General features: G+C 66.5%; 18 protein-coding genes and 2 tRNA genes. 4 read left to right on the forward strand and 16 right to left on the reverse strand.

Annotated elements, in window-relative coordinates:
- Nucleotides 1–53: 53 nt before the first annotated feature.
- The 8 genes from accD to HMP09_RS17260 all read right to left on the reverse strand — a co-directional run bounded on the left by accD (nucleotide 54) and on the right by HMP09_RS17260 (nucleotide 8040).
- On the reverse strand, nucleotides 54–905 hold the full coding sequence (gene accD / locus HMP09_RS17225; RefSeq protein WP_176501345.1) for an acetyl-CoA carboxylase, carboxyltransferase subunit beta: 852 nt from the start codon (nucleotides 903–905) through the stop codon (nucleotides 54–56).
- A complete protein-coding gene (gene trpA / locus HMP09_RS17230) occupies nucleotides 902–1714 on the reverse strand; it encodes a tryptophan synthase subunit alpha (RefSeq protein WP_176501346.1) in 813 nt (270 codons plus the stop codon). Before trpA ends, accD begins: the two co-directional genes overlap by 4 nt.
- Nucleotides 1711–2949: a tryptophan synthase subunit beta gene (trpB, locus tag HMP09_RS17235; protein WP_176501347.1), complete on the reverse strand. Its 1239-nt coding sequence runs from the start codon at nucleotides 2947–2949 to the stop codon at nucleotides 1711–1713. The genes trpA and trpB overlap by 4 nt, the downstream gene beginning before the upstream one ends.
- A 97-nt stretch (nucleotides 2950–3046) precedes the next feature.
- Nucleotides 3047–3679 carry a phosphoribosylanthranilate isomerase gene (locus HMP09_RS17240; RefSeq protein ID WP_176501348.1) on the reverse strand — a complete coding sequence of 211 codons (633 nt, stop codon included), beginning with the start codon at nucleotides 3677–3679 and terminating at the stop codon, nucleotides 3047–3049.
- A 162-nt stretch (nucleotides 3680–3841) separates the two neighbouring features.
- Entirely contained in the window at nucleotides 3842–4516 is a 675-nt protein-coding gene (gene pyrF / locus HMP09_RS17245) for an orotidine-5'-phosphate decarboxylase (RefSeq protein WP_176501349.1), read from the reverse strand.
- The gene (locus tag HMP09_RS17250) at nucleotides 4513–4884 is read right to left on the reverse strand and encodes a lipopolysaccharide assembly protein LapA domain-containing protein (protein ID WP_176501350.1); all 372 of its coding nucleotides are present in this window, start codon (nucleotides 4882–4884) and stop codon (nucleotides 4513–4515) included. The genes pyrF and HMP09_RS17250 overlap by 4 nt, the downstream gene beginning before the upstream one ends.
- A 106-nt stretch (nucleotides 4885–4990) precedes the next feature.
- On the reverse strand, nucleotides 4991–7279 hold the full coding sequence (locus HMP09_RS17255) for a patatin-like protein (RefSeq protein ID WP_176501351.1): 2289 nt from the start codon (nucleotides 7277–7279) through the stop codon (nucleotides 4991–4993).
- Between the two features lie 35 nt (nucleotides 7280–7314).
- Complete coding sequence (locus tag HMP09_RS17260) at nucleotides 7315–8040, reverse strand: endonuclease/exonuclease/phosphatase family protein (protein ID WP_176501352.1); 726 nt, start codon at nucleotides 8038–8040, stop codon at nucleotides 7315–7317.
- A gap of 169 nt (nucleotides 8041–8209) precedes the next feature.
- On the opposite strand from HMP09_RS17260, the gene HMP09_RS17265 reads away from it, so the two are divergent.
- Nucleotides 8210–9661: a L,D-transpeptidase family protein gene (locus HMP09_RS17265; protein ID WP_232090450.1), complete on the forward strand. Its 1452-nt coding sequence runs from the start codon at nucleotides 8210–8212 to the stop codon at nucleotides 9659–9661.
- A gap of 131 nt (nucleotides 9662–9792) precedes the next feature.
- Here the strand turns inward: HMP09_RS17265 and HMP09_RS17270 are convergent, their stop codons facing one another.
- The 5 genes from HMP09_RS17270 to rpsA all read right to left on the reverse strand — a co-directional run bounded on the left by HMP09_RS17270 (nucleotide 9793) and on the right by rpsA (nucleotide 14124).
- Nucleotides 9793–10218, reverse strand: a complete 426-nt coding sequence (locus HMP09_RS17270; RefSeq protein WP_176501353.1) for a DUF4112 domain-containing protein — start codon at nucleotides 10216–10218, stop codon at nucleotides 9793–9795.
- Between the two features lie 5 nt (nucleotides 10219–10223).
- The gene (locus tag HMP09_RS17275) at nucleotides 10224–11717 is read right to left on the reverse strand and encodes an ABC transporter substrate-binding protein (protein ID WP_176501354.1); all 1494 of its coding nucleotides are present in this window, start codon (nucleotides 11715–11717) and stop codon (nucleotides 10224–10226) included.
- A 47-nt stretch (nucleotides 11718–11764) separates the two neighbouring features.
- Nucleotides 11765–11848, reverse strand: a tRNA-Leu gene (locus HMP09_RS17280).
- A 106-nt stretch (nucleotides 11849–11954) separates the two neighbouring features.
- The gene (locus tag HMP09_RS17285) at nucleotides 11955–12233 is read right to left on the reverse strand and encodes an integration host factor subunit beta (protein ID WP_176501355.1); all 279 of its coding nucleotides are present in this window, start codon (nucleotides 12231–12233) and stop codon (nucleotides 11955–11957) included.
- Nucleotides 12234–12405: 172 nt separating this feature from the next.
- A complete protein-coding gene (gene rpsA, locus HMP09_RS17290; protein ID WP_176501356.1) occupies nucleotides 12406–14124 on the reverse strand; it encodes a 30S ribosomal protein S1 in 1719 nt (572 codons plus the stop codon).
- Nucleotides 14125–14399: 275 nt separating this feature from the next.
- Here rpsA and HMP09_RS17295 point away from each other — a divergent pair, with 275 nt between their 5' ends.
- Nucleotides 14400–14657 carry a SemiSWEET family transporter gene (locus HMP09_RS17295; RefSeq protein WP_176501357.1) on the forward strand — a complete coding sequence of 86 codons (258 nt, stop codon included), beginning with the start codon at nucleotides 14400–14402 and terminating at the stop codon, nucleotides 14655–14657.
- A 240-nt stretch (nucleotides 14658–14897) separates the two neighbouring features.
- On the opposite strand, the gene cmk is transcribed toward HMP09_RS17295, so the two are convergent.
- Nucleotides 14898–15533 carry a (d)CMP kinase gene (gene cmk / locus HMP09_RS17300; RefSeq protein WP_176501358.1) on the reverse strand — a complete coding sequence of 212 codons (636 nt, stop codon included), beginning with the start codon at nucleotides 15531–15533 and terminating at the stop codon, nucleotides 14898–14900.
- Nucleotide 15534: 1 nt separating this feature from the next.
- A complete protein-coding gene (gene aroA / locus HMP09_RS17305) occupies nucleotides 15535–16881 on the reverse strand; it encodes a 3-phosphoshikimate 1-carboxyvinyltransferase (RefSeq protein ID WP_176501359.1) in 1347 nt (448 codons plus the stop codon).
- A gap of 99 nt (nucleotides 16882–16980) precedes the next feature.
- Here aroA and HMP09_RS17310 point away from each other — a divergent pair, with 99 nt between their 5' ends.
- Nucleotides 16981–17307, forward strand: a complete 327-nt coding sequence (locus tag HMP09_RS17310) for a TIGR02300 family protein (protein WP_176501360.1) — start codon at nucleotides 16981–16983, stop codon at nucleotides 17305–17307.
- Between the two features lie 82 nt (nucleotides 17308–17389).
- Nucleotides 17390–17465: transfer RNA gene (locus tag HMP09_RS17315), tRNA-Ala, on the forward strand.
- Between the two features lie 44 nt (nucleotides 17466–17509).
- Here HMP09_RS17315 and HMP09_RS17320 read toward each other — a convergent pair.
- A complete protein-coding gene (locus HMP09_RS17320; protein ID WP_176501361.1) occupies nucleotides 17510–18403 on the reverse strand; it encodes a LysR family transcriptional regulator in 894 nt (297 codons plus the stop codon).
- Nucleotides 18404–18454 lie beyond the last annotated feature (51 nt).

Genomic DNA, 18454 nt, shown 5'->3' on the forward strand with positions numbered 1-18454 from the left:
CTTGGCTGCCCCTCACCCCGACCCTCTCCCCGGAGGGGAGAGGGAGTAGTAGGTTACGCCGCTTCGCGCGCGCTGAGATACCCGATCACGGTACCGAGCTGCGCGCGCAGGTCCTTGCGGTGGACGACCATGTCGATCATCCCGTGCTCGAGATAATATTCCGACGTCTGGAAATCCTCGGGCAGCTTCTCGCGGATCGTGCTCTCGATCACGCGGCGGCCGGTGAAGGCGAGAGTCGCCTTGGGTTCGGCGATCTGGACGTCGCCGAGCATCGCATAGGCCGCCATCACGCCGCCCGAGGTCGGATCGGTCAGCACGACGATGTAGGGCAGGCCCGCGTCGTGGAGCATCTGGATCGCGACGGTGCTGCGCGGCATCTGCATGAGGCTGAGGATGCCCTCCTGCATGCGCGCGCCGCCCGATGCGGTGAAGATCACGTACGGCACGCGGTCCTCGATCGCCGCCTCGACGCCGCGCACGAACGCCTCGCCCACCGCGAGACCCATCGAGCCGCCCATGAAGCCGAAATCCTGCACGCCGACGACGACGCGGTGGCCGTCGATCGCGCCGCGGGCGTTGATCAGCGCATCCTGCTCGCTATTGTCGGTGCGGGCGGCCTTGAGGCGATCCGTGTAGCGCTTCTGGTCGCGGAACTTGAGCGGATCCTCGGGGACCTTGGGCGCTGGGAGTTCGCTGCAGCTACCCTCGTCGAACAGCTGCGCGAAGCGGACCTTCGGCCCGATGCGATCGTGATGATCGCATTTCGGGCAGACGTAGAGATTGTCCTCGAGCTCCTTGGTGAAGACCATCTGCCCGCAGCCCTTGCACTTGTGCCAGAGATTCTCGGGCGTCTCGCGCTTCGCGACGAAGGGCAGGACGTTGCGGACGCTGTTGAGCCAGCTCATGCGGGAACCTTTCGGGCCGACGCGATGGCATCGGCGAGAGACGTGATATAGGCGCGGACGGGCTCGGCCGCAGCGGCGCCGTGTTGCGCGACCAGTTCGACGATCGCCGATCCGACCACGACGCCGTCGGCGACGCGCGCGACGTTCGCCGCCTGTTCGGGCGTGCGGATGCCGAAGCCGACCGCGACCGGAATGTCGGTCTCCGCCTTCAGCCGCGCGACGGCATCCTCGATCGAGCCTTGCTGCGCCTGCTGGAGCCCCGTGATCCCGGCGACCGAGACGTAATAAAGGAACCCACTCGCGCCATCGAGCACGGTCGGCAGCCGCGCGGCATCGGTCGTCGGCGTGGCGAGGCGGATCAGGTCGATCCCCGCGGCGCGCAACTGCGGCCCGAGCGCATCGTCCTCCTCGGGCGGCACGTCGACGCAGATCACGCCGTCGACGCCGGCGGCGGCGGCGGCCTGCGCGAACCAGTCCGCCCCGCGCCGGAGCATCGGGTTGCCGTATCCCATCAGCACCAGCGGCACGTCCGGATGGCGCGCGCGGAACGCGGAGGCGGTCGCGAGGATGTCCGCGGTGCGCGTGCCCTGCGCCAGGCTGCGGATGTTGGCGGCCTGGATCGCAGGGCCGTCGGCCATCGGATCGGTGAACGGCATGCCGAGCTCGATCGCATCCGCCCCGCCCGCGACGAGCGCGTCGAGGATCGGACCGGTCGCCTCGGTGGTCGGATCACCCGCGGTGACGAACGCGACGAGCGCGGCGCGGCCTTGCGCGGCGGTCCGGGCGAACGTGGCGGCGAGGCGGCTCAAATCGCCACCCCGAGCGCTTCGGCGACGGTGAAGATGTCCTTGTCGCCGCGGCCGCACAGGTTCGCCAGGATGATCTGGTCCTGCCGCATTTCGCGCGCCTTCTTCGTCACGGTGGCGATGGCGTGGCTTGGTTCGAGCGCGGGGATGATGCCCTCGGTCCGGCACAGCAGCTGGAACGCGTCGAGCGCCTCGGTGTCGGTCGCGCTGTCATATTGCACGCGGCCGATATCGCGCAGCCATGCATGCTCGGGGCCGATGCCGGGATAGTCGAGCCCGGCCGAGATCGAGTGCGCCTCGGTGATCTGGCCGTCCTCGTCCTGCAACAGATAGGTCTTGTTGCCGTGGAGCACGCCGGGGAAACCGCCCGCAAGGCTCGCCGCATGCTGCTTGTCGAGCCCATGGCCCGCGGCTTCGACGCCGAGCATCTGCACGTCGGCATCGTCGAGGAACGGGTGGAACAGCCCGATCGCGTTCGACCCGCCACCGATCGCGGCGACGAGCATGTCGGGCAGGCGGCCGGTCCGCGCGAGCATCTGCGCGCGCGCCTCGGTGCCGATCACGCTCTGGAAATCGCGGACCATCTCGGGATACGGATGCGGGCCCGCCGCGGTGCCGATGATGTAGAAGGTATCATGGACGTTCGCCACCCAGTCGCGCATGCCCTCGTTCATCGCGTCCTTCAGCGTGTGCGCGCCCGACGTCACCGGGCGCACTTCGGCGCCGAGCAGCTTCATGCGGAACACGTTGGGCGCCTGCCGCTCGACGTCCTTGGCGCCCATGTAGATCACGCAAGGCAGGCCGAAGCGCGCGCAGACGGTCGCAGTCGCGACGCCGTGCTGGCCCGCGCCGGTCTCGGCGATGATCCGCGTCTTGCCCATCCGGATCGCGAGCAGGATCTGGCCGATGCAGTTGTTGATCTTGTGCGCGCCGGTGTGGTTCAGCTCGTCGCGCTTGAACCAGATCTGTGCGCCCATGCCCTCGGGCGCGGACTCGCGCAGCGCTTCGGTGAGCCGTTCGGCGTAATAGAGCGGGCTCGGGCGGCCGACATAATGTTCGAGCAAATCGTCGAACTGCGCCTTGAACGCAGGGTCGACCTTGGCGGCGCGATACGCCTCGTCGAGTTCGAGGACGAGCGGCATCAGCGTCTCGGCGACGTAGCGTCCGCCGAAGTCGCCGAAATGGCCGCGCTCGTCGGGCTGCGCGCGGTAGGAGTTGGGAGCAAGGGGAGCGTTCATGGGACGCGCTTTAGCACCTCGTGCAACCTCGCCAAGCCCTTGTATCCCCGTGAAGGCGGGGATCCAGTCTGGGCACCCGCCTTCGCGGGTGAACATTTCAGGCGGTGGTCGCCTTTAGGAATGCGGCGATCTTCGTCTCGTCCTTCTTGCCGGGCTCACCCTCGACCCCGGAAGACACGTCGACCAGTTCCGCACCCGTCCGCCGGATCGCTTCCGCGACGTTCGCCGGATCGAGCCCGCCCGACAGCGCCCAAGGCAGCGGGTGTTTGAACCCGTCGAGCAGATCCCAGTCGAACCGGAGCCCCATGCCGCCCGGCAACGCAGCCGAATCGGGGGTCTTCGCGTCGTACAGGATCCGGTCGGCAACCCCGGCAAAGCCATGCGCGGCATCAAGATCGCCGCGTGTGCGAACCGCCACGGCCACCCACGTCTCGATCCCGAACTTCGCGTGGATCGCGGCAGCCCGAGCCGGCGTCACCTTGTGAAGTTGCAGCACGTCGAGTGCAGCGGCCGCAACCGCCTGTTCGAGCATCTCGTCCTCGGGATCGACGAACACGCCGACCTTTGCGACATGACCCGGCACGCGTGCGCCAAGTTCTGCGGCCTTCGCAAACGTCACATGCCGCGGCGAGGCGGGGAAGAACACGAACCCGACATGGCTCGCGCCGTGCCGGATCGCAGCGTCGAGCGTCGTGGGGGTGGAAAGGCCACAGATCTTGGCGGTAGTCATGGTCTTCCTTCAGTGCCGTCGACGGGAATTGTATCGTACAGACAATTCCAACGGCCCCGTCATCCTGACGAAAGTCAGGATCCAGAGCCATGGCCGCCAGCATTCGTTACCCTGGATCCTGACTTTCGTCAGGATGACTTTCGTTAGGATAACGGCGCGCGCTCAGAGCGTGGCGCCGATCGCACGGGCGGCGGTGTCGGGATCTTCGGCCTGCGTGATCGGACGGCCGACCACCAGGATCGAGGCCCCCGCGTCCATCGCCTGGCGCGGCGTAACGACGCGCTTCTGGTCGCCGATCTGCCCGTCGGGCAGGCGCACACCGGGAACGACGAAGAACCCCTTCGGCCAGATCGCCTTTGCCGCCGCAACCTCGGCACCCGAGCAGACGATGCCGTCCACCCCCGCCTGGCACGCCAGTTCGGTCAGCCGCGAAACCTGATCGTGCGCACTGCCGGTGACGCCGGTGGCGGCAAGATCGGCCGCATCGAGGCTGGTCAGCATCGTCACCGCGATCACCTTGGTGCCGACAGGAGCGGCAGCCTTGGCGTCCTCCAGCATCGCCCGACCGCCACTGGCATGCACGGTCAGGATCGCCGGCTTCAGCGCGCCCAACGCCTGCACCGCCTTGGCAACGGTGTTCGGAATGTCGTGGAGCTTCAGGTCGAGGAAGATCGGCAAGCCGAGTTCCGCCATCGCATGCACGCCGGACTGGCCGTGCGCGGAGAAGAATTCGAGACCCAGCTTGATCCCGCCGACATGATGGCGGACGCGCGTCGCCATCGCCTTCGCGCGGGCCAGATCTGGCGTGTCGAGCGCGACGTAGATCCGGTTGCTCATTGCGCGCCCCCCGGCGCGACGGTGGTCGGCACGACGGAAGGGTGCCCGATCGGCGACGGTGTCGCGGGGCGCGTGGCGGACCCATCGATCGGCACTGCAACCACCGGCTCGGGCCGCGGCGTGCGCAGGTCGAGCAGCTCGCGCTCGCATGTCGAGAGCCGCTGGCGCAGCCGCCACCGGATCGCGTGATTGTACAGCATCGTCGGCACGAACCCGATCAGGAACGTCACCAGCAGCAATAGCGGCAGGTTCACGTCGGCGATCAGCCCACCCCAGAGCTGGATCTGGACGGCGTTCCAGTTGCTGATGGTGAAGACTGCGGCGATGAACGCCAGCAAGCACCAGAACAGGATTTTCAGGAACTGCATGCGGCGACCCTTTATCATTCCCCAATCGCGTCGAAACGCCATTGGCAACGCAGAGCTACCGCCCCATCGGCGTTTTGGCCAGTCTTCTACCTGACCAGAGGGGGCGTTAGCCGATTTCGGTCCGCAGCTGCGCGATCAGCGGCAGGATCGCGGTGAGCCTCGGCTCCTCCTCGTCGAGGATGGCGAGGAACGCGGCGCGCTTGATCGCCGCGACCCGGCCCGGCTTCATGCGGACGGTCGACGGCAGCGTCGAGACGGTAATGTCGATCATCCGCTCCGACCCGTGCAGCCGCCCCCACAGATAGTCGTTCTCGCGGTAGGCGCGGCTGAAGAACGCGCCGAACGTCCCGAACTGGATGCCCTTCAACGTCGCCTCCGCGCCACCGGAGCGGATCGCAGTCGCGTCGTCGGGTGCGATCCGGTCGACCTTGATCGGATCGAACTCGTCGAGGCCTTCGCCCTGCAGCAACGGCAAGGTCGCCGTGTCGAAATACGGAAAACCGAGATAGGCCAGCAACAGCGTTCGGCGCGTCGGCTTGGCGAGCGCGGCGAACGCCTCCGCCAGTCGCTGGTCGGTTTCCGCATCGAGGCGCTCGAGATCGAACGTCCGGCCCAGCGTCTCCAGCACCGCCGTCGCATCGCCGCGCATCGCTCGCACCGCATCGTGCAACCCGGTATGCATCTCGCCGCGAAGGCGATCGAGATACGGCGACAGCGACTCGTAGATCGCGTCGCGCATCGGGCCCAGCTCGGGCTCGTCGGCGGCGGTCTCCACTTCGGAGAGGCGCCGTGCCATCAACCGCAGCCGTCGAATCCGGAAGCCGATGTCAAAGGTCCGCAGGAACGCGATCGACGCCGCACTGGCCCCGCCCGGATGGCCCGAGCCAAGCTGATCCGCGCCCGACGCAGCGACATGCGCGACGATCGCCGCCCGGATCTGCGCCAGTCGCCGCGGCCGGTGGTGCAGTCCGGCATCGAACAACAGCAGCGCCAGCGTCTCGATCACCGCACTGCGCTTCAGATGGCCGTACGCGACGAAGCCATAGCCCGAACTCGCCGCGGCGGCCTTTTGCGCCCGTCGCCGCCAGGCGATCAGCCGCGGTGCGGTCGGTCGGTCGAGGAACAGCGTGTGACCGAACAGCGATTCGACATCGGCCTCCACCTCCGGCCGGATCGCGGTTAGAATGCCGCGCATCCGGTCGATCCGCGCGGAGCGTTCGGCGATCGCCTCCAGATTGTCGCGGATCGGCTGCTGGCGCGGAATGTCGCTGATCGCGCCGATGATCGTCTGGAAGAACCCCGGCGTCCCGCCGCCGCGATTGAGCCGCAGCTTGATGTCCGGCGAGGGGTCTATGTAGATGAAACGCCGGTCGATCTGGCGCCGCGCCGGTCGCTCCTTCAACGCATCGAGCGCGGGCCGGAACGGCGCGTTCGCAAGCACCGATCCGTCGATCAGCACCGCGCTCTCCGCCGCGTTCGCCGCAGTATGACGCGGCAGCACGCGCGCCAGGAAGCCGCTGCGCCCCGGCCATGCGATCTTGCGCTGCACCAGAACGCCATCCAGTTCGGCGACCGTGAACGGGGGAAAAGCGCCCGGGAAGCTCGACGTCGCCCGCGCCGCGAACGCCAGTTCCGCGGGCGGCGCGAGCGTATCGCACACACCGCCATTGTCGGTGAAATCGACCACCAGGCGATGCTCCGTCTCCACGACTTCCGCCGGCGAATTGAGCTGCAACCGTTCGGGATGCCCGGAAAAGTCGGTGACCGTCACGAACAGGTCGAGCGGTTGGCCCGGCGGCAACAGGCGCGGGCCGCGCTCGCTGGCCGCCATCGCGTCGAACGCATCGAGCAGCAGATTGGTGAAGGTCTTCCCCCCGAACGGCGGCTCGAACCAGCGCGAGCGGATGAAGTGCGACAGCTTGGTGCGCACCTCCTCGCGGGTCGGATCGTCGAGTGCGTCGACCTTGTCGGTGCTGCGCCCTGCCGCCATCCACGCGAGCGGCATCGCCCAGGCCTTGGAAAACCGCGATTTCGGCGCCGCTTCGGTATCGATCAGTGCCTCGACATCGGCCGACGTCATCCAGAGGTCGGTCAGCGGGTCGAGGCTCTGCCCGGTCGCGATCGCCTGCGCCAGGAAGATGCCGTTTATCCCGCCTGCGCTAGCCCCGGCGATGATGTCGGCGAGGACGCGGACGCGGATCGCGCCATGCGCCTCGATCTCCTGGAGCAGCGCGTGATACACGCCTTCGCTGCCGCTCCTGGGCGTGTCGCCGTCATGGAAGGCGCGACTGGCGCAGACGAGCCGCCAGATTTCCTTGGTGATGCCGTGCATGTAGACCGCAAGGCTGATCCCGCCATAGCAGACGAGCGCCAGTCGCAGTTCCTTCTCGCGCATTCTACATCCTCAATACCGACGGAACCGCTCGGGGCCTATCCGGTGGCCCCGGTCCGGTCCGTCGGTGTCTTCGTTGCCAGAATAGCCCAGATCGGCAAGTGATCCGAGGCTTTCCGCGCCGCCGGGCTCGCGTGTACGCCGCACTCGACCACGTTCAAGTCCGACGACACCATGATCCGGTCGAGTCGAGCGATCGCGCGCCGCGAATGGAAACTCGCCCCCGTCTCGGCGAACGCATAGTCGCGGCCGAAGTCGCGCAGGCACCCGGCGCCCGCGCTCCATTCGTTGAGGTCGCCCATCATCACCGTCGGATGCGCCTGCGCGCAGGTGTCGACATGGTTCATGATCGCGGCGGCCTGCTTGCGCCGCCACAAGCCGGACAGGTCGAGATGCATGCCGAGCACGCGCAACACGCCGCTCGCGAACTGGATATCGGCCATTACCGCCCCGCGCGGTTCGAGCGAGGGGAGGTGGAGCGGTTCGCTGTCGATCACCCGCGCCGACTTGCGGACGAGGATGACGTTGCCGTGCCAACCCATGCTGAGCGCGCGCAACCCGAAGTCGACCGGCTTCCAGTCGCTATGCTCTTCCAGCAGGTGATGCGGCAGCACGCAGGCCTTCGCCCCGAATCGCCGATCCGCTTCCTGCAGTGCGATCACGTCCGCATCGATCTCGCGCAGGACCTCGACCACGCGTTCGGGGTTGCGCCGACGGTCGAGCCCGATGCCCTTGTGGATATTGTAGCTGGCGACCTTGATCATGCGTGTGCCCTATAACGCGACGGGCGCGATCCGGGTTGCAGAATGACGGCACGCGCCATGCAAAAGGCACTGACTGTCGGTCGCCGGGAAGAATTGCGGTGCCGAAGCGCGGTCGTGGAGCGGAGACGCGCGCCGGCGCGTTGTGTGCCTGAATTGTGGGGGAATGCTGGTGCGTCTTGGTTTGATCGGTGCATCGCTGCTGGCGATGACGTGTGCACTCTCGGCCTGCGAAGTGAAGACGACGACGGCCTCCAACACGCAACAGCCGGCAGCGGCAGCGCCCGCGGGCGCCCCGACCGGATGGACCACGACCACCGCCGGCCAGTTGCGCAAGGCGATCGCGGCACGCGGCGCACATGGTCTCGACCGGATGACGTTCGATGCCAGCGCGCAACCGGGTGCCGGTGACGATGCCTTGACCAAGGCTGCGCTCGCATATGGCAAGGCCTTGTCGCAGGGCGCGACCGATCCGACCAAGCTGTTCGACGTCTATACCGTGCCCCGCCCGCAGGTCGATCTCGGCCGTGGCCTCGCGGCGGCGCTTCAGGCCGGCGATGTCGGCACGTGGCTTGCCGGGCTGGCGCCGCAGGATGCTAATTACGCGCGCCTGTCCAAAGCCTATCTCGCGACACCGAAATGGGAGCAGACGCCGGCCTCCGCGATTCCCGATACGGGCAAGCCGATCAAGCCCGGTGAGTCCGATCCCCGCGTGCCTGCGATCGCGCACCAGTTGGTTGCGTTCGATTATCTCGACAAGGCAGCGGCACAGGGCGATCGCCTGACCCCGGCGATGATCCTCGCGATCAAGAAGATGCAGGCGGATTACGGTATCAAGCCCGACGGCATGATCGGCAGCGCGGCGCTGGGCATCCTCAACCTGTCCGACGCGGATCGCGCGCGGGCGATCGCGGTCAATTTGGAGCGACTCCGCTGGCTCGATCGCAACGCGCCGACGACGCGGATCGACGTCAACCTTGCGGCGGCACGGCTGAGCTACTGGCGCGACGGCAAGCTGGTCGACAGTCGCAAGGTGGTGGTCGGCGAGCCCGACAAGGAAACGCCGCAGCTCGGGTCGCCGATCTTCCGGCTCGTCGCCAATCCGACCTGGACGGTGCCGCGTTCGGTCGAGAAGAAGGAGATGGCCGGCAAGGGCGCCGGATATCTGCGCGCCAACAACCTGGCATGGAAGAACGGCTGGCTGGTCCAGCAATCGGGGCCGAAGAACTCGCTTGGCTTGGTGAAGTTCGACATGTCCAACGATCATGCGATCTATCTGCACGACACGCCCGCCAAGCAGTTGTTCGCCGAAATCCAGCGCCAGCGCAGCCACGGCTGCGTGCGCGTCGAGGATGCGCTCGGGTTCGCCGAACTGCTCGCCAAGGACGAGGGCGTGACCGACCAGTGGCACGCCGCCCGCGCGACCGGCAAGGAGACGTTCGTCAAGTTGCCGAAGGAGATACCGGTCCGTCTGCTCTATCAGACCGTGCTGTTCGACGATTCCGGCGAACCCGTCATCCGCGCCGACCCATATGGCTGGAACGACCGCGTCGCGGTCGCGCTGGGGCTGGGGACGAGCGCGAGCTACAAGCCGGCGGCACGTGACGCCGACGTCGGGCCGTAAAGCCTGGTCTAGCGCGCCCTGTCCCAGTCACCCCGCGCAGGCGGGGATCCATTTTGGCGGACACGAGCAAGTTTCGTAGGGTCAGCTAAGACGGGTTCCCGCATGCGCAGGAATGACGGATATGTGGCCCGTTACCCCTCGAGCGTCGTCGTCGAGGGGTAATGCTTATCGAGATGCCGCTTGATGATCCGCAGATTGCGCGTGTTCGAGCGGAAGAAGAAGTCCGGGATCGCCCCCACGAACGGGATCATGCCGAACGCCCAGTCGAGCCCGACATTGCCGAACATCCGCGCCATCTGGATCTTCGACATGCCGATGTTGCGCGCTTCCCATGCCATCCACGCGCCGACCGCCGCCGCGATCGTGCTGCCGGCGAGCGGGATGAGGTCGAGCACGACGTCCAAGCCGACCTTGCGGTTGGTGCGGGGGATGACGAACAACCCCTCCATCACGCGCTCCATCGCCTCGACCCGGCGGCGCACCGACAGCGCGTCCTTGCCGAGCGGCAGCGTGTGTAAGATATTGCCGGGTGTGATGCGGGTGGTGTTCGGGTTCATCGATCCTAGTTGGTATCGGGGCGCAACCGGTTCAACGGGTGCCACGCGCGCGTGTTCGCCTGCCATTGGCTGAGCCGCGCCGTGACAAGCGACCAGCGCAAGGGCCGCGCCAAAGGAATGAACGCCACATCCTCGTTCATCGCGGCATCGGCGGCGGCGATGCGGACGCCGCGCTCGGCCAGCGTCGGCGCCTCGCGCGCCTCCTCGAGCGCGGCGCGGGCCGCATCGCCGCACGCGACGCAGGCCGCCGCCAGATACCAGCGTGCGCTGTCATAGGGCGCCACCGCATCGACCAGCTTCAGCTCGGCCGCGTCGTCGATCCCGACTCGCCGGGGGACGATCCCGATCGCCATCAGCGACGCCGCGACCTGCGCATACAGTAACGTCGCCCCGGGCCCGGCGGGAAGCGCGATGCGCAATTCGATCGGTCCCGGCGTCTGCCGCGTCCACGCCGCCACCCGCTGTCGCGCAGCCGCGCGGCGTTCGTCCTGCGTCAGCAACGTCCATGCCGGCACCTGCGGCAGCGCGGCGGAGTCGAGGATATCCGGCAGGATGCGATCCGCCGCGTCCCAGTTGGGCGCGATCGCCGCCGTGACCGCCGATCGGTCGATCGCGGAGGACACGGCGGCGCGGTTGGCGGCGTCGGCCATGAACCCGTCGCGCCGGACGATCGCCAGTCCGAACAGGCCTACCGCAGGATCCACGCGGATGCTCGCCGGCGTGATGTCAGTCGTGGCCAGCAGCGGCCAGTCGACGAAGCGGCCGCCGCTGACCAGGTCGGAATCGCGATTGGCGAACCGCGCGATCGCCCGCGCCGCGCGTTCGCCGATCAGCCGAACATCTTCCTGGGGCTTCGCCGCGCGCTGGTCGTCGGGATCCGCTTGGCCAGGATCGAACGCAGGACGCAACAGCGGCGCGCGGCCGCTGCGCGCGACACGGAACGGCCCGGTCCCGCCGGTCGGACGTAGTCGCAGCAACGCGAGTTCGGGTTGCGCGAACAGTTTCAGCAGATCGGGGCGCGGCCGCGACAGTCGCACCTCGATCACCTGCGGAGTCATCACGACGATTTCGTCGATCGCGGTGAGGAACGGCGCGAGCGGATTGCGCGCGCGCGCGCCTGCGCGTGCGTCCCCGGAGTCGGAGCCGCGGCCGCCGCCAATCTGTTTCTGGAGCATCGCCACGACCTGCTCGGCGGTCACTGGCGTCCCGTCGCCCCAGTCGCCCTCGCGCAGGCGGAAGATGTAGCTCATCCCGCTATCGATCACGATCCAGCGCTCGGCGATCCCCGGCTCGATCTGCCCCGCGGCATCGAACCGCACCAGCCCTTGAGCGGTCGAGGCCATCAGCAGGCGGGCAGGGGTATCGAGCGCAACGCGGCTCGCATCTGCGACATGCGGAACCCCGCCGATCGCGCTGACCACCACCGCGCCGGTATCCGGCCGTCGATCGCAGGCGGCCAGCAAAGCGCACCCGGCGAGCAGGCCCGCGGTCAACGGCATTTTCAAGCCCCAAGTGCGCAAGCCACGCGTCGGCAAGGCAAGAGAGTTGGTGCGGACGGCGGGACTCGAACCCGCACTCCTAGGGAGGGAGATTTTAAGTCTCCTGCGTCTACCGGTTTCGCCACGTCCGCACACGGCCCCAACAAGACGAGGTCGCGCGCAGGGTCAACCCATCTTGCTCGGTCATCGGCATATTCCTGTGCGTCCTGCGCGCAGGGCAGCTTGGAACGGTAGCGCTCACACGTTTAGGCGAGCGCGCATTTCCTTGCCCGGCTTGAAATAGGGTACACGCTTGGCCTCGACCTCGACCACTTCGCCGGTGCGCGGGTTGCGGCCGGTACGCGCGTCGCGCGCACGCGTGGAAAAGGCACCGAAACCACGCAGTTCGACACGACCGTCGGCGGCAAGTCGCTTCGATATCTCGTCGAAGAACGTGCTGACGATCAGTTCGACTTCGTTAGGCTGCAAGTCCGGATGCGCCTCGGCGATCTTAAGGACTAGTTCAGATCGGATCATTCGAGCCCCCGCTCATATAAGCGCTAAGAAATTGATACAGGTCAATATGCGAGTCATTAGCACCAAACGAGGAACAGTCAAAAACCAAAGTGGCTTGGACAAGAAAAAGCCCGGCATGTTCGAGACATGCCGGGCCGTTTCACCGATAAACCGTTAGGTCTTCGTTAAGGCTTTACTTCTTGTCGGCTTCCGTACGGGCCTTGAGAGCCTCGCCCAGGATGTTGCCGAGGGTCGCGCCGGAATCCGACGAACCATATTGAGCAACGGCCTGCTTCTCTTCGGAGATTTGCATCGCCTTGATCGAGAAGGTGGGCTTCTTCGAACGATCGAAGCCGGTGACCATTGCGTCGAACTTCTGGCCGACCTGGAAACGCTCCGGACGCTGCTCGTCGCGATCGCGACCCAGATCCGTGCGCTTGATGAAGCCGGTCGCGCCATCGTCGCCCTGCTGCACTTCGAGGCCCGCATCGCGGACTTCGAGAACAGTGACCGTGACGATCGCGTTCTTGTTCAGCTTGTCGCCTGCTGCTGCGATGCCGCCGGCCGAAGGCCCGCCACGCTCGAGCTGCTTCATGCCGAGCGAGATACGCTCCTTCTCGGCGTCGATGTCGAGCACGACGGCTTCGACGGTCTCACCCTTGCGATGCAGGTTGAGCGCGTCCTCGCCCGAAACGCCCCAGGCGATGTCGGACATGTGGACCATGCCGTCGACGTCGTTGTCGAGGCCGATGAACAGACCGAATTCGGTCGCGTTCTTGACTTCGCCTTCGACGGTCGAACCGATCGGATGAGCGGCAGCGAATGCCTCCCAAGGATTGGCCTGCGCCTGCTTGAGGCCGAGCGAGATGCGACGCTTCTCGGAATCGACTTCGAGGACCATGACGTCGACTTCCTGCGAGGTCGACACGATCTTGCCCGGATGGACGTTCTTCTTGGTCCAGGACATTTCCGACACGTGGACCAGGCCTTCGATGCCCGCTTCCAGCTCGACGAACGCACCATATTCGGTGATGTTCGTGACGCGGCCGGTGAGCTTTGCGCCGACCGGATACTTGACCATCGCGCCATCCCAGGGATCGCTCTCCAGCTGCTTCATGCCGAGGCTGATGCGCTGGGTGTCCTTGTTGATGCGGATGATCTGCACCTTGACGGTGTCGCCGATGTTCAGGACTTCGCTCGGGTGACCAACGCGCTTGTAGCTGAGATCGGTGACGTGCAGCAGGCCATCGATGCCGCCGAGATCAACGAACGCACCGTAATCGGTGATGTTCTTGACGACGCCGTCGATGATCTGGCCCTCGGCCAGGCTCAGGATCAGGCCCGAACGCTGCTCGGCGCGCGTCTCTTCGAGAACGGCGCGACGCGACACGACGATGTTGCCGCGCTTGCGGTCCATCTTCAGGATCTGGAACGGCTGGGGGATGTCCATCAGCGGGGTGACATCGCGCACGGGGCGGATATCGACCTGCGAACCGGGCAGGAACGCGACGGCGCCGTTCAGGTCGACGGTGAAGCCACCCTTCACGCGACCGAAGATCACGCCTTCGACGCGGGTCGTCTTGGAGAATTCGGTTTCCAGCTTGTCCCATGCGGCTTCGCGACGGGCGCGATCGCGGCTGAGCATCGCTTCGCCGTGGACGTTCTCGACGCGGTCGACATAGACTTCGACTTCGTCGCCGACCTTCAGGTCAGCCTTCTGGCCCGGCGCTGCGAATTCACGAAGCGGCACGCGGCCTTCCGACTTCAGACCGACGTCGATGACGGCCATGTCGTTTTCGATGCCGGTCACGGTGCCATGCACCACGCGGCCCTCGAAGCTATCGGCGTCGCCGAGCGTTTCGTTCAGCATCGCCGCGAAATCGTCGCGGGTCGGCATTACCTGGGTTGCCATAGAATTCAGTAATCCTAGTCTGTTTCCGGCCAAGCGGTTGGGTCCGCTGGTCTTGGCCTTCGTTGCCGCGACGACCGAACGCCGGCGCAGCATCCGGACGGCACGAGGCGCAGAGGACGTAGACGCTGAATGCGAAAACGGCGCGTGAGACTCATAGGTCTCCGCGCCTTCCTCCACGAGCATCGCTCGCCGGACGCCTCCATGTAGCGGAAACCGCGTCTCGGAGCAAGTTGGCTGCTGCTTCGTTAGGGGCCGCTCACAACAGGAGCGAAGATTTGAGCGAACGCGGCATTCTCGTGCTGGGCTGGATCGCCACGGCGACGGCTATCGTGATGTATCTGTCGTATATCGACCAGATCATGCTGAACCTTGGCGGGCAAAAGGGGTCGGTGGTCCAGCCGTTTGCGACAATGGTCAATTGCGGGCTCTGGGTGGCGTATGGCGTGCTGAAGCCAAAGCGCGACTGGCCGATCGCGGTGGCGAATTTTCCGGGTGTGGTGCTGGGGGCGATTACGCTGGCGACCGCTCTGTAGGGGGCGTTGGCTCTCAGCTTCTTTGTTCTCCCGCGAAGGCGGGAGCCCAGTCTGGGTCCCCGCCTTCGCGGGGAAACAATGTTGGTGCATGGGAGTCCACCTAAAGAGCCACCACCCCGGCGGAGGCCGGGGCCCAGTTGGGGGACGTCGCTAACGAGGGCCGGTCCTCCGTTACTGCGACCTTTCCACCTGGGCCCCGGCCTTCGCCGGGGTGGTGCACTCGCCCAGGTGGTCGAAGCCCTAAACCGAAGCCTTCTTCGCCCGCTGCGCCTCGACCAGCGCCACCGCACGCTGCACCGAAGCCTCGATCGACAGAAAACTCGTATCCAGCAAAGCAGCATCCGCCGCCATCACCAACGGCGCCGTAGACCGCCCGCTATCCCGCGCATCCCGCGCCCGAATATCCGCCAGCACGCGGTCCTTGCTCGCGGTCCCACCGCGCGCCTGCAACTCCGCATGCCGCCGCTGCGCGCGAATATTCGGGGTAGCCTTCACGAACAGCTTGGCGTCCGCATCCGGCGCGATCACCGTGCCGATATCGCGCCCATCGAGAATCGCGCCACCCTCCTGCGCCGCGAACCGCTTCTGCCGCTGCATCAGCGCCGCGCGGACCAGCGGATGCGCCGACACGATCGAGGCCAGCGCGCCGATATCGTCGTCGCGAAGTGCCGGATCGGTCATCATCGCATCGTCGAAATCGCACGCAGCGACCGCATCGGCTTCGCTCTCGGGATCGAGCCCCATCCGCGCCACGTTCAACGCGACCGCGCGGTACAACAGCCCGGTATCGAGGTAGGGAAGCTTGTAATGCTTGGCCAAGGCACGCGCGATCGTGCCCTTGCCCGATGCTGCCGGGCCGTCGACTGCGATGATCATCTTAATTCCCCTGGCCGGTAAGCGCATCGAGCGACCGGAAGAACACGGGGTAGCTCGTCGCCACCGGCGATACATCATCGATCGTGATCGGCTCGCGGCTCCCAAGTCCAGCCACCACCATGCTCATTGCGATGCGATGATCGAGTTTCGAGGCCACCCGAGCGCCGCCGCGTATCGCCGCGCCACCCGATCCGGTGATCGCCATGCCGTCCTCAAATTCCTCGCACACCAAGCCGCACGCCTCCAGAGCGATCCGCATCGTCGTGATCCGATCCGATTCCTTGACGCGCAGTTCGTGCGCACCGCGCGCGACCGTCGTGCCGGTCGCGAACGCCGCAGCGACGAACAGCACCGGATATTCGTCGATCATGCTCGGCGCCAGATCGGCCGGCACCTCGATCGCGGTCAGGGGGGCATGCCGCACGCGCAGGTCCGCGACGGGTTCGCCGCCGACGGTCCGCGGGTCGAGCTCGGTGATATCCGCCCCCATCATCCGCAACGCGGTGACGATGCCGATCCGCGTCGGGTTCAGCCCGACATTGCGCACGACGATATCCGACCCCGGCACGATCGACGCAGCAACCAGCCAGAAGGCCGAGGACGACGGATCGCCCGGCACGACGATATCCTGCGGCGTAAGCTCCGCATCGCCGGTGATCGAGATCACGCGGCCCGCGTCAGTCTCTTCGACGGTCAGCTTCGCGCCGAAGCCGGTCAGCATCCGCTCGCTGTGATCGCGCGTCGCGACCGGTTCGATGACCGTCGTAATGCCCGGCGTGTTGAGTCCCGCCAGCAGGATCGCCGACTTCACCTGCGCCGACGCGACCGGCAGCGTGTAGCTGATCGGCACCGCGGGGCAGATCCCGCGCACCATCAGCGGCAGCTTGCCACCGGGCGACGCAGTGATGTCCGCGCCCATCTGCGACAGCGGCTCGATCACGCGGCCCATCGGCCGCCCCGACAGAGATGCGTCGCCGGTAAAGGTGCAAGTGATCGGATGGCTCGACACCAGCCCCATCAGCAACCGCGTCGAGGTGCCCGAATTGCCCATCTCCAGCGCGGTCTCGGGCTGGAGCAGCCCGCCGACGCCGACGCCGTCGACGACCCAGATGCCGTCGTCCTGCCGTTCGATCGTCGCGCCCATCGCGCGCATCGCCGCTGCGGTGGCGAGTACGTCCTCGCCCTCCAACAAGCCGGTGATCCGGCTGGTGCCAACCGCGAGGCTCGCGAACATCAGCGCGCGGTGGCTGATCGACTTGTCGCCGGGAACCGCGATCGAACCGGTCAATGGACCGCGCGCGACCACGTCCAGGGGCTGGGGGAGCGCCGAAGAAGTAGAGTGTGTCATGGACCCGGGCTTTTGACAGTGGCCTTGCGCTATGGCAAGGCGCGCCCACTTTGCGAGGGTATCCCCCCGCAATCCATTCATCCGAAAGGTTCTATCGGCATGATCAAGCCGGAATGGGGCACGAAGCGTTCGTGCCCGAAATGCGCGACGCGTTTCTACGACCTCGAAAAAGCCGACCCCGTGACCTGCATCGAATGCGGGTATGCGTGGGAGCCCGAGGCCATCCTGAAGTCGAAGCAGCCGCTGCCGTTCGAGGTCGCCAAGCCCGACACCAAGAAGCCCGACGCGGATCTCGAGGGTGACGAGGAAGAGGACATCGCCTCGATCACCGGCGAGGACGAAGAGCCGTCCGCGGACGACGAAGTCGATCTCGGCGGCGACGACGACCTCGGCGTCGAGACGCCGCAGGACGAACACGAGCGTTAATTGAAAGAAATTTGGCAGGCGGCATTTACGCCGCTTGCCAACCCGGGCGGGTCCGGTTAGTGACCCGCCTCCCAACGGGAATGGGGCCGTAGCTCAGCTGGGAGAGCGTTCGCATGGCATGCGAAAGGTCAGGGGTTCGATCCCCCTCGGCTCCACCATTTCCGTTGATGACCGGTCCGCCGGGACAGCTTTTCAAATAGCGTCAGAAAATACCGTCCGCGTCGGCTCCCGTCGCGTAGAGGTCCCTGAACGTTTCCTCTATCGCCGTGACCATGACGCTTCCTTCGATGCGTGATGCGGAGTCATTGGCCACCAATATGCCTATGCGTCGGGTCGCATCGAAGCCGGTCAGCGGGATCATCGCGATTCCCTCACGCGCAAAACTCAGCGGCATGACCGTCATCCCGAGCCCCGCGCGGACATACGTCAGTGCGCGATCGTCGCTGACGGTGCGCGCAGCCATGAAGGGCCGCACGCCGCGGGCGGTGAAGAAGCGGCTCGTCTCGGCCAGCGCCTCGCAGTGGCGGCGGACGATCATCGTTTCCTCCGCGACGTCCGCGACTGCCAGCGTCGAGCGTCCCGCGAGCCGGTGGTCGTTCGACACCGCCACCGCGAAGCCCTCCTCGAACAGCACGCGCCCGCGCACATCGTCGCCGATCGCGCCCAGCATCGCGTCGATCCGCCCGCGGTCGAGCAGCGCGACGAGTTCACTGCTCCGTCCCTCGACCACTTCGAGCCGTTCGGTGGTGGACGCCTGCCGCGCCCGGCTGAGCGCGGCCGCGATCCAGGATGGCGGCAGCGTCGTGGCGATCCCGAGTCGGACGAGCTTGGTCGGAACGCTGTCCTGCAAATCCCGTTCGGCGGCGGCGAACTCGGCCTCGATCCGGCGCGCATGCACCGCAAACCGCGTGCCGGAGGGAGTCAGCTCGATCCGCCGGCTCGTCCGCAGGAACAAGGTCTGGCCGAGCGACGCTTCCAGCTTGGCGATGCCGACCGACAATGTCGGCTGCGAGATCCGGCACTGGGCCGCGGCGCGCGTGAAATTGCCCTGGTCGACGACCGCCAGGAAATAGCGCAGCACATAGCGTTCGATCATAGCCGCCTAACCATAGACACCATCTATCGCATGTGTTCGGTCGTATCAATT

It is taken from the genome of Sphingomonas sp. HMP9, assembly GCF_013374115.1.
Classification (GTDB): domain Bacteria; phylum Pseudomonadota; class Alphaproteobacteria; order Sphingomonadales; family Sphingomonadaceae; genus Sphingomonas.

What these genes read in the sequence shown, in the direction of transcription:
- accD (WP_176501345.1), bottom strand. Translation starts at nt 905, where the DNA reads ATGAGCTGGCTCAACAGCGTCCGCAACGTCCTGCCCTTCGTCGCGAAG.
- trpB (WP_176501347.1), bottom strand. Translation starts at nt 2,949, where the DNA reads ATGAACGCTCCCCTTGCTCCCAACTCCTACCGCGCGCAGCCCGACGAG.
- HMP09_RS17240 (WP_176501348.1), bottom strand. Translation starts at nt 3,679, where the DNA reads ATGACTACCGCCAAGATCTGTGGCCTTTCCACCCCCACGACGCTCGAC.
- pyrF (WP_176501349.1), bottom strand. Translation starts at nt 4,516, where the DNA reads ATGAGCAACCGGATCTACGTCGCGCTCGACACGCCAGATCTGGCCCGC.
- HMP09_RS17250 (WP_176501350.1), bottom strand. Translation starts at nt 4,884, where the DNA reads ATGCAGTTCCTGAAAATCCTGTTCTGGTGCTTGCTGGCGTTCATCGCC.
- HMP09_RS17255 (WP_176501351.1), bottom strand. Translation starts at nt 7,279, where the DNA reads ATGCGCGAGAAGGAACTGCGACTGGCGCTCGTCTGCTATGGCGGGATC.
- HMP09_RS17260 (WP_176501352.1), bottom strand. Translation starts at nt 8,040, where the DNA reads ATGATCAAGGTCGCCAGCTACAATATCCACAAGGGCATCGGGCTCGAC.
- HMP09_RS17270 (WP_176501353.1), bottom strand. Translation starts at nt 10,218, where the DNA reads ATGAACCCGAACACCACCCGCATCACACCCGGCAATATCTTACACACG.
- HMP09_RS17275 (WP_176501354.1), bottom strand. Translation starts at nt 11,717, where the DNA reads ATGCCGTTGACCGCGGGCCTGCTCGCCGGGTGCGCTTTGCTGGCCGCC.
- HMP09_RS17285 (WP_176501355.1), bottom strand. Translation starts at nt 12,233, where the DNA reads ATGATCCGATCTGAACTAGTCCTTAAGATCGCCGAGGCGCATCCGGAC.
- rpsA (WP_176501356.1), bottom strand. Translation starts at nt 14,124, where the DNA reads ATGGCAACCCAGGTAATGCCGACCCGCGACGATTTCGCGGCGATGCTG.
- cmk (WP_176501358.1), bottom strand. Translation starts at nt 15,533, where the DNA reads ATGATCATCGCAGTCGACGGCCCGGCAGCATCGGGCAAGGGCACGATC.
- aroA (WP_176501359.1), bottom strand. Translation starts at nt 16,881, where the DNA reads ATGACACACTCTACTTCTTCGGCGCTCCCCCAGCCCCTGGACGTGGTC.
- HMP09_RS17310 (WP_176501360.1), top strand. Translation starts at nt 16,981, where the DNA reads ATGATCAAGCCGGAATGGGGCACGAAGCGTTCGTGCCCGAAATGCGCG.
- HMP09_RS17320 (WP_176501361.1), bottom strand. Translation starts at nt 18,403, where the DNA reads ATGATCGAACGCTATGTGCTGCGCTATTTCCTGGCGGTCGTCGACCAG.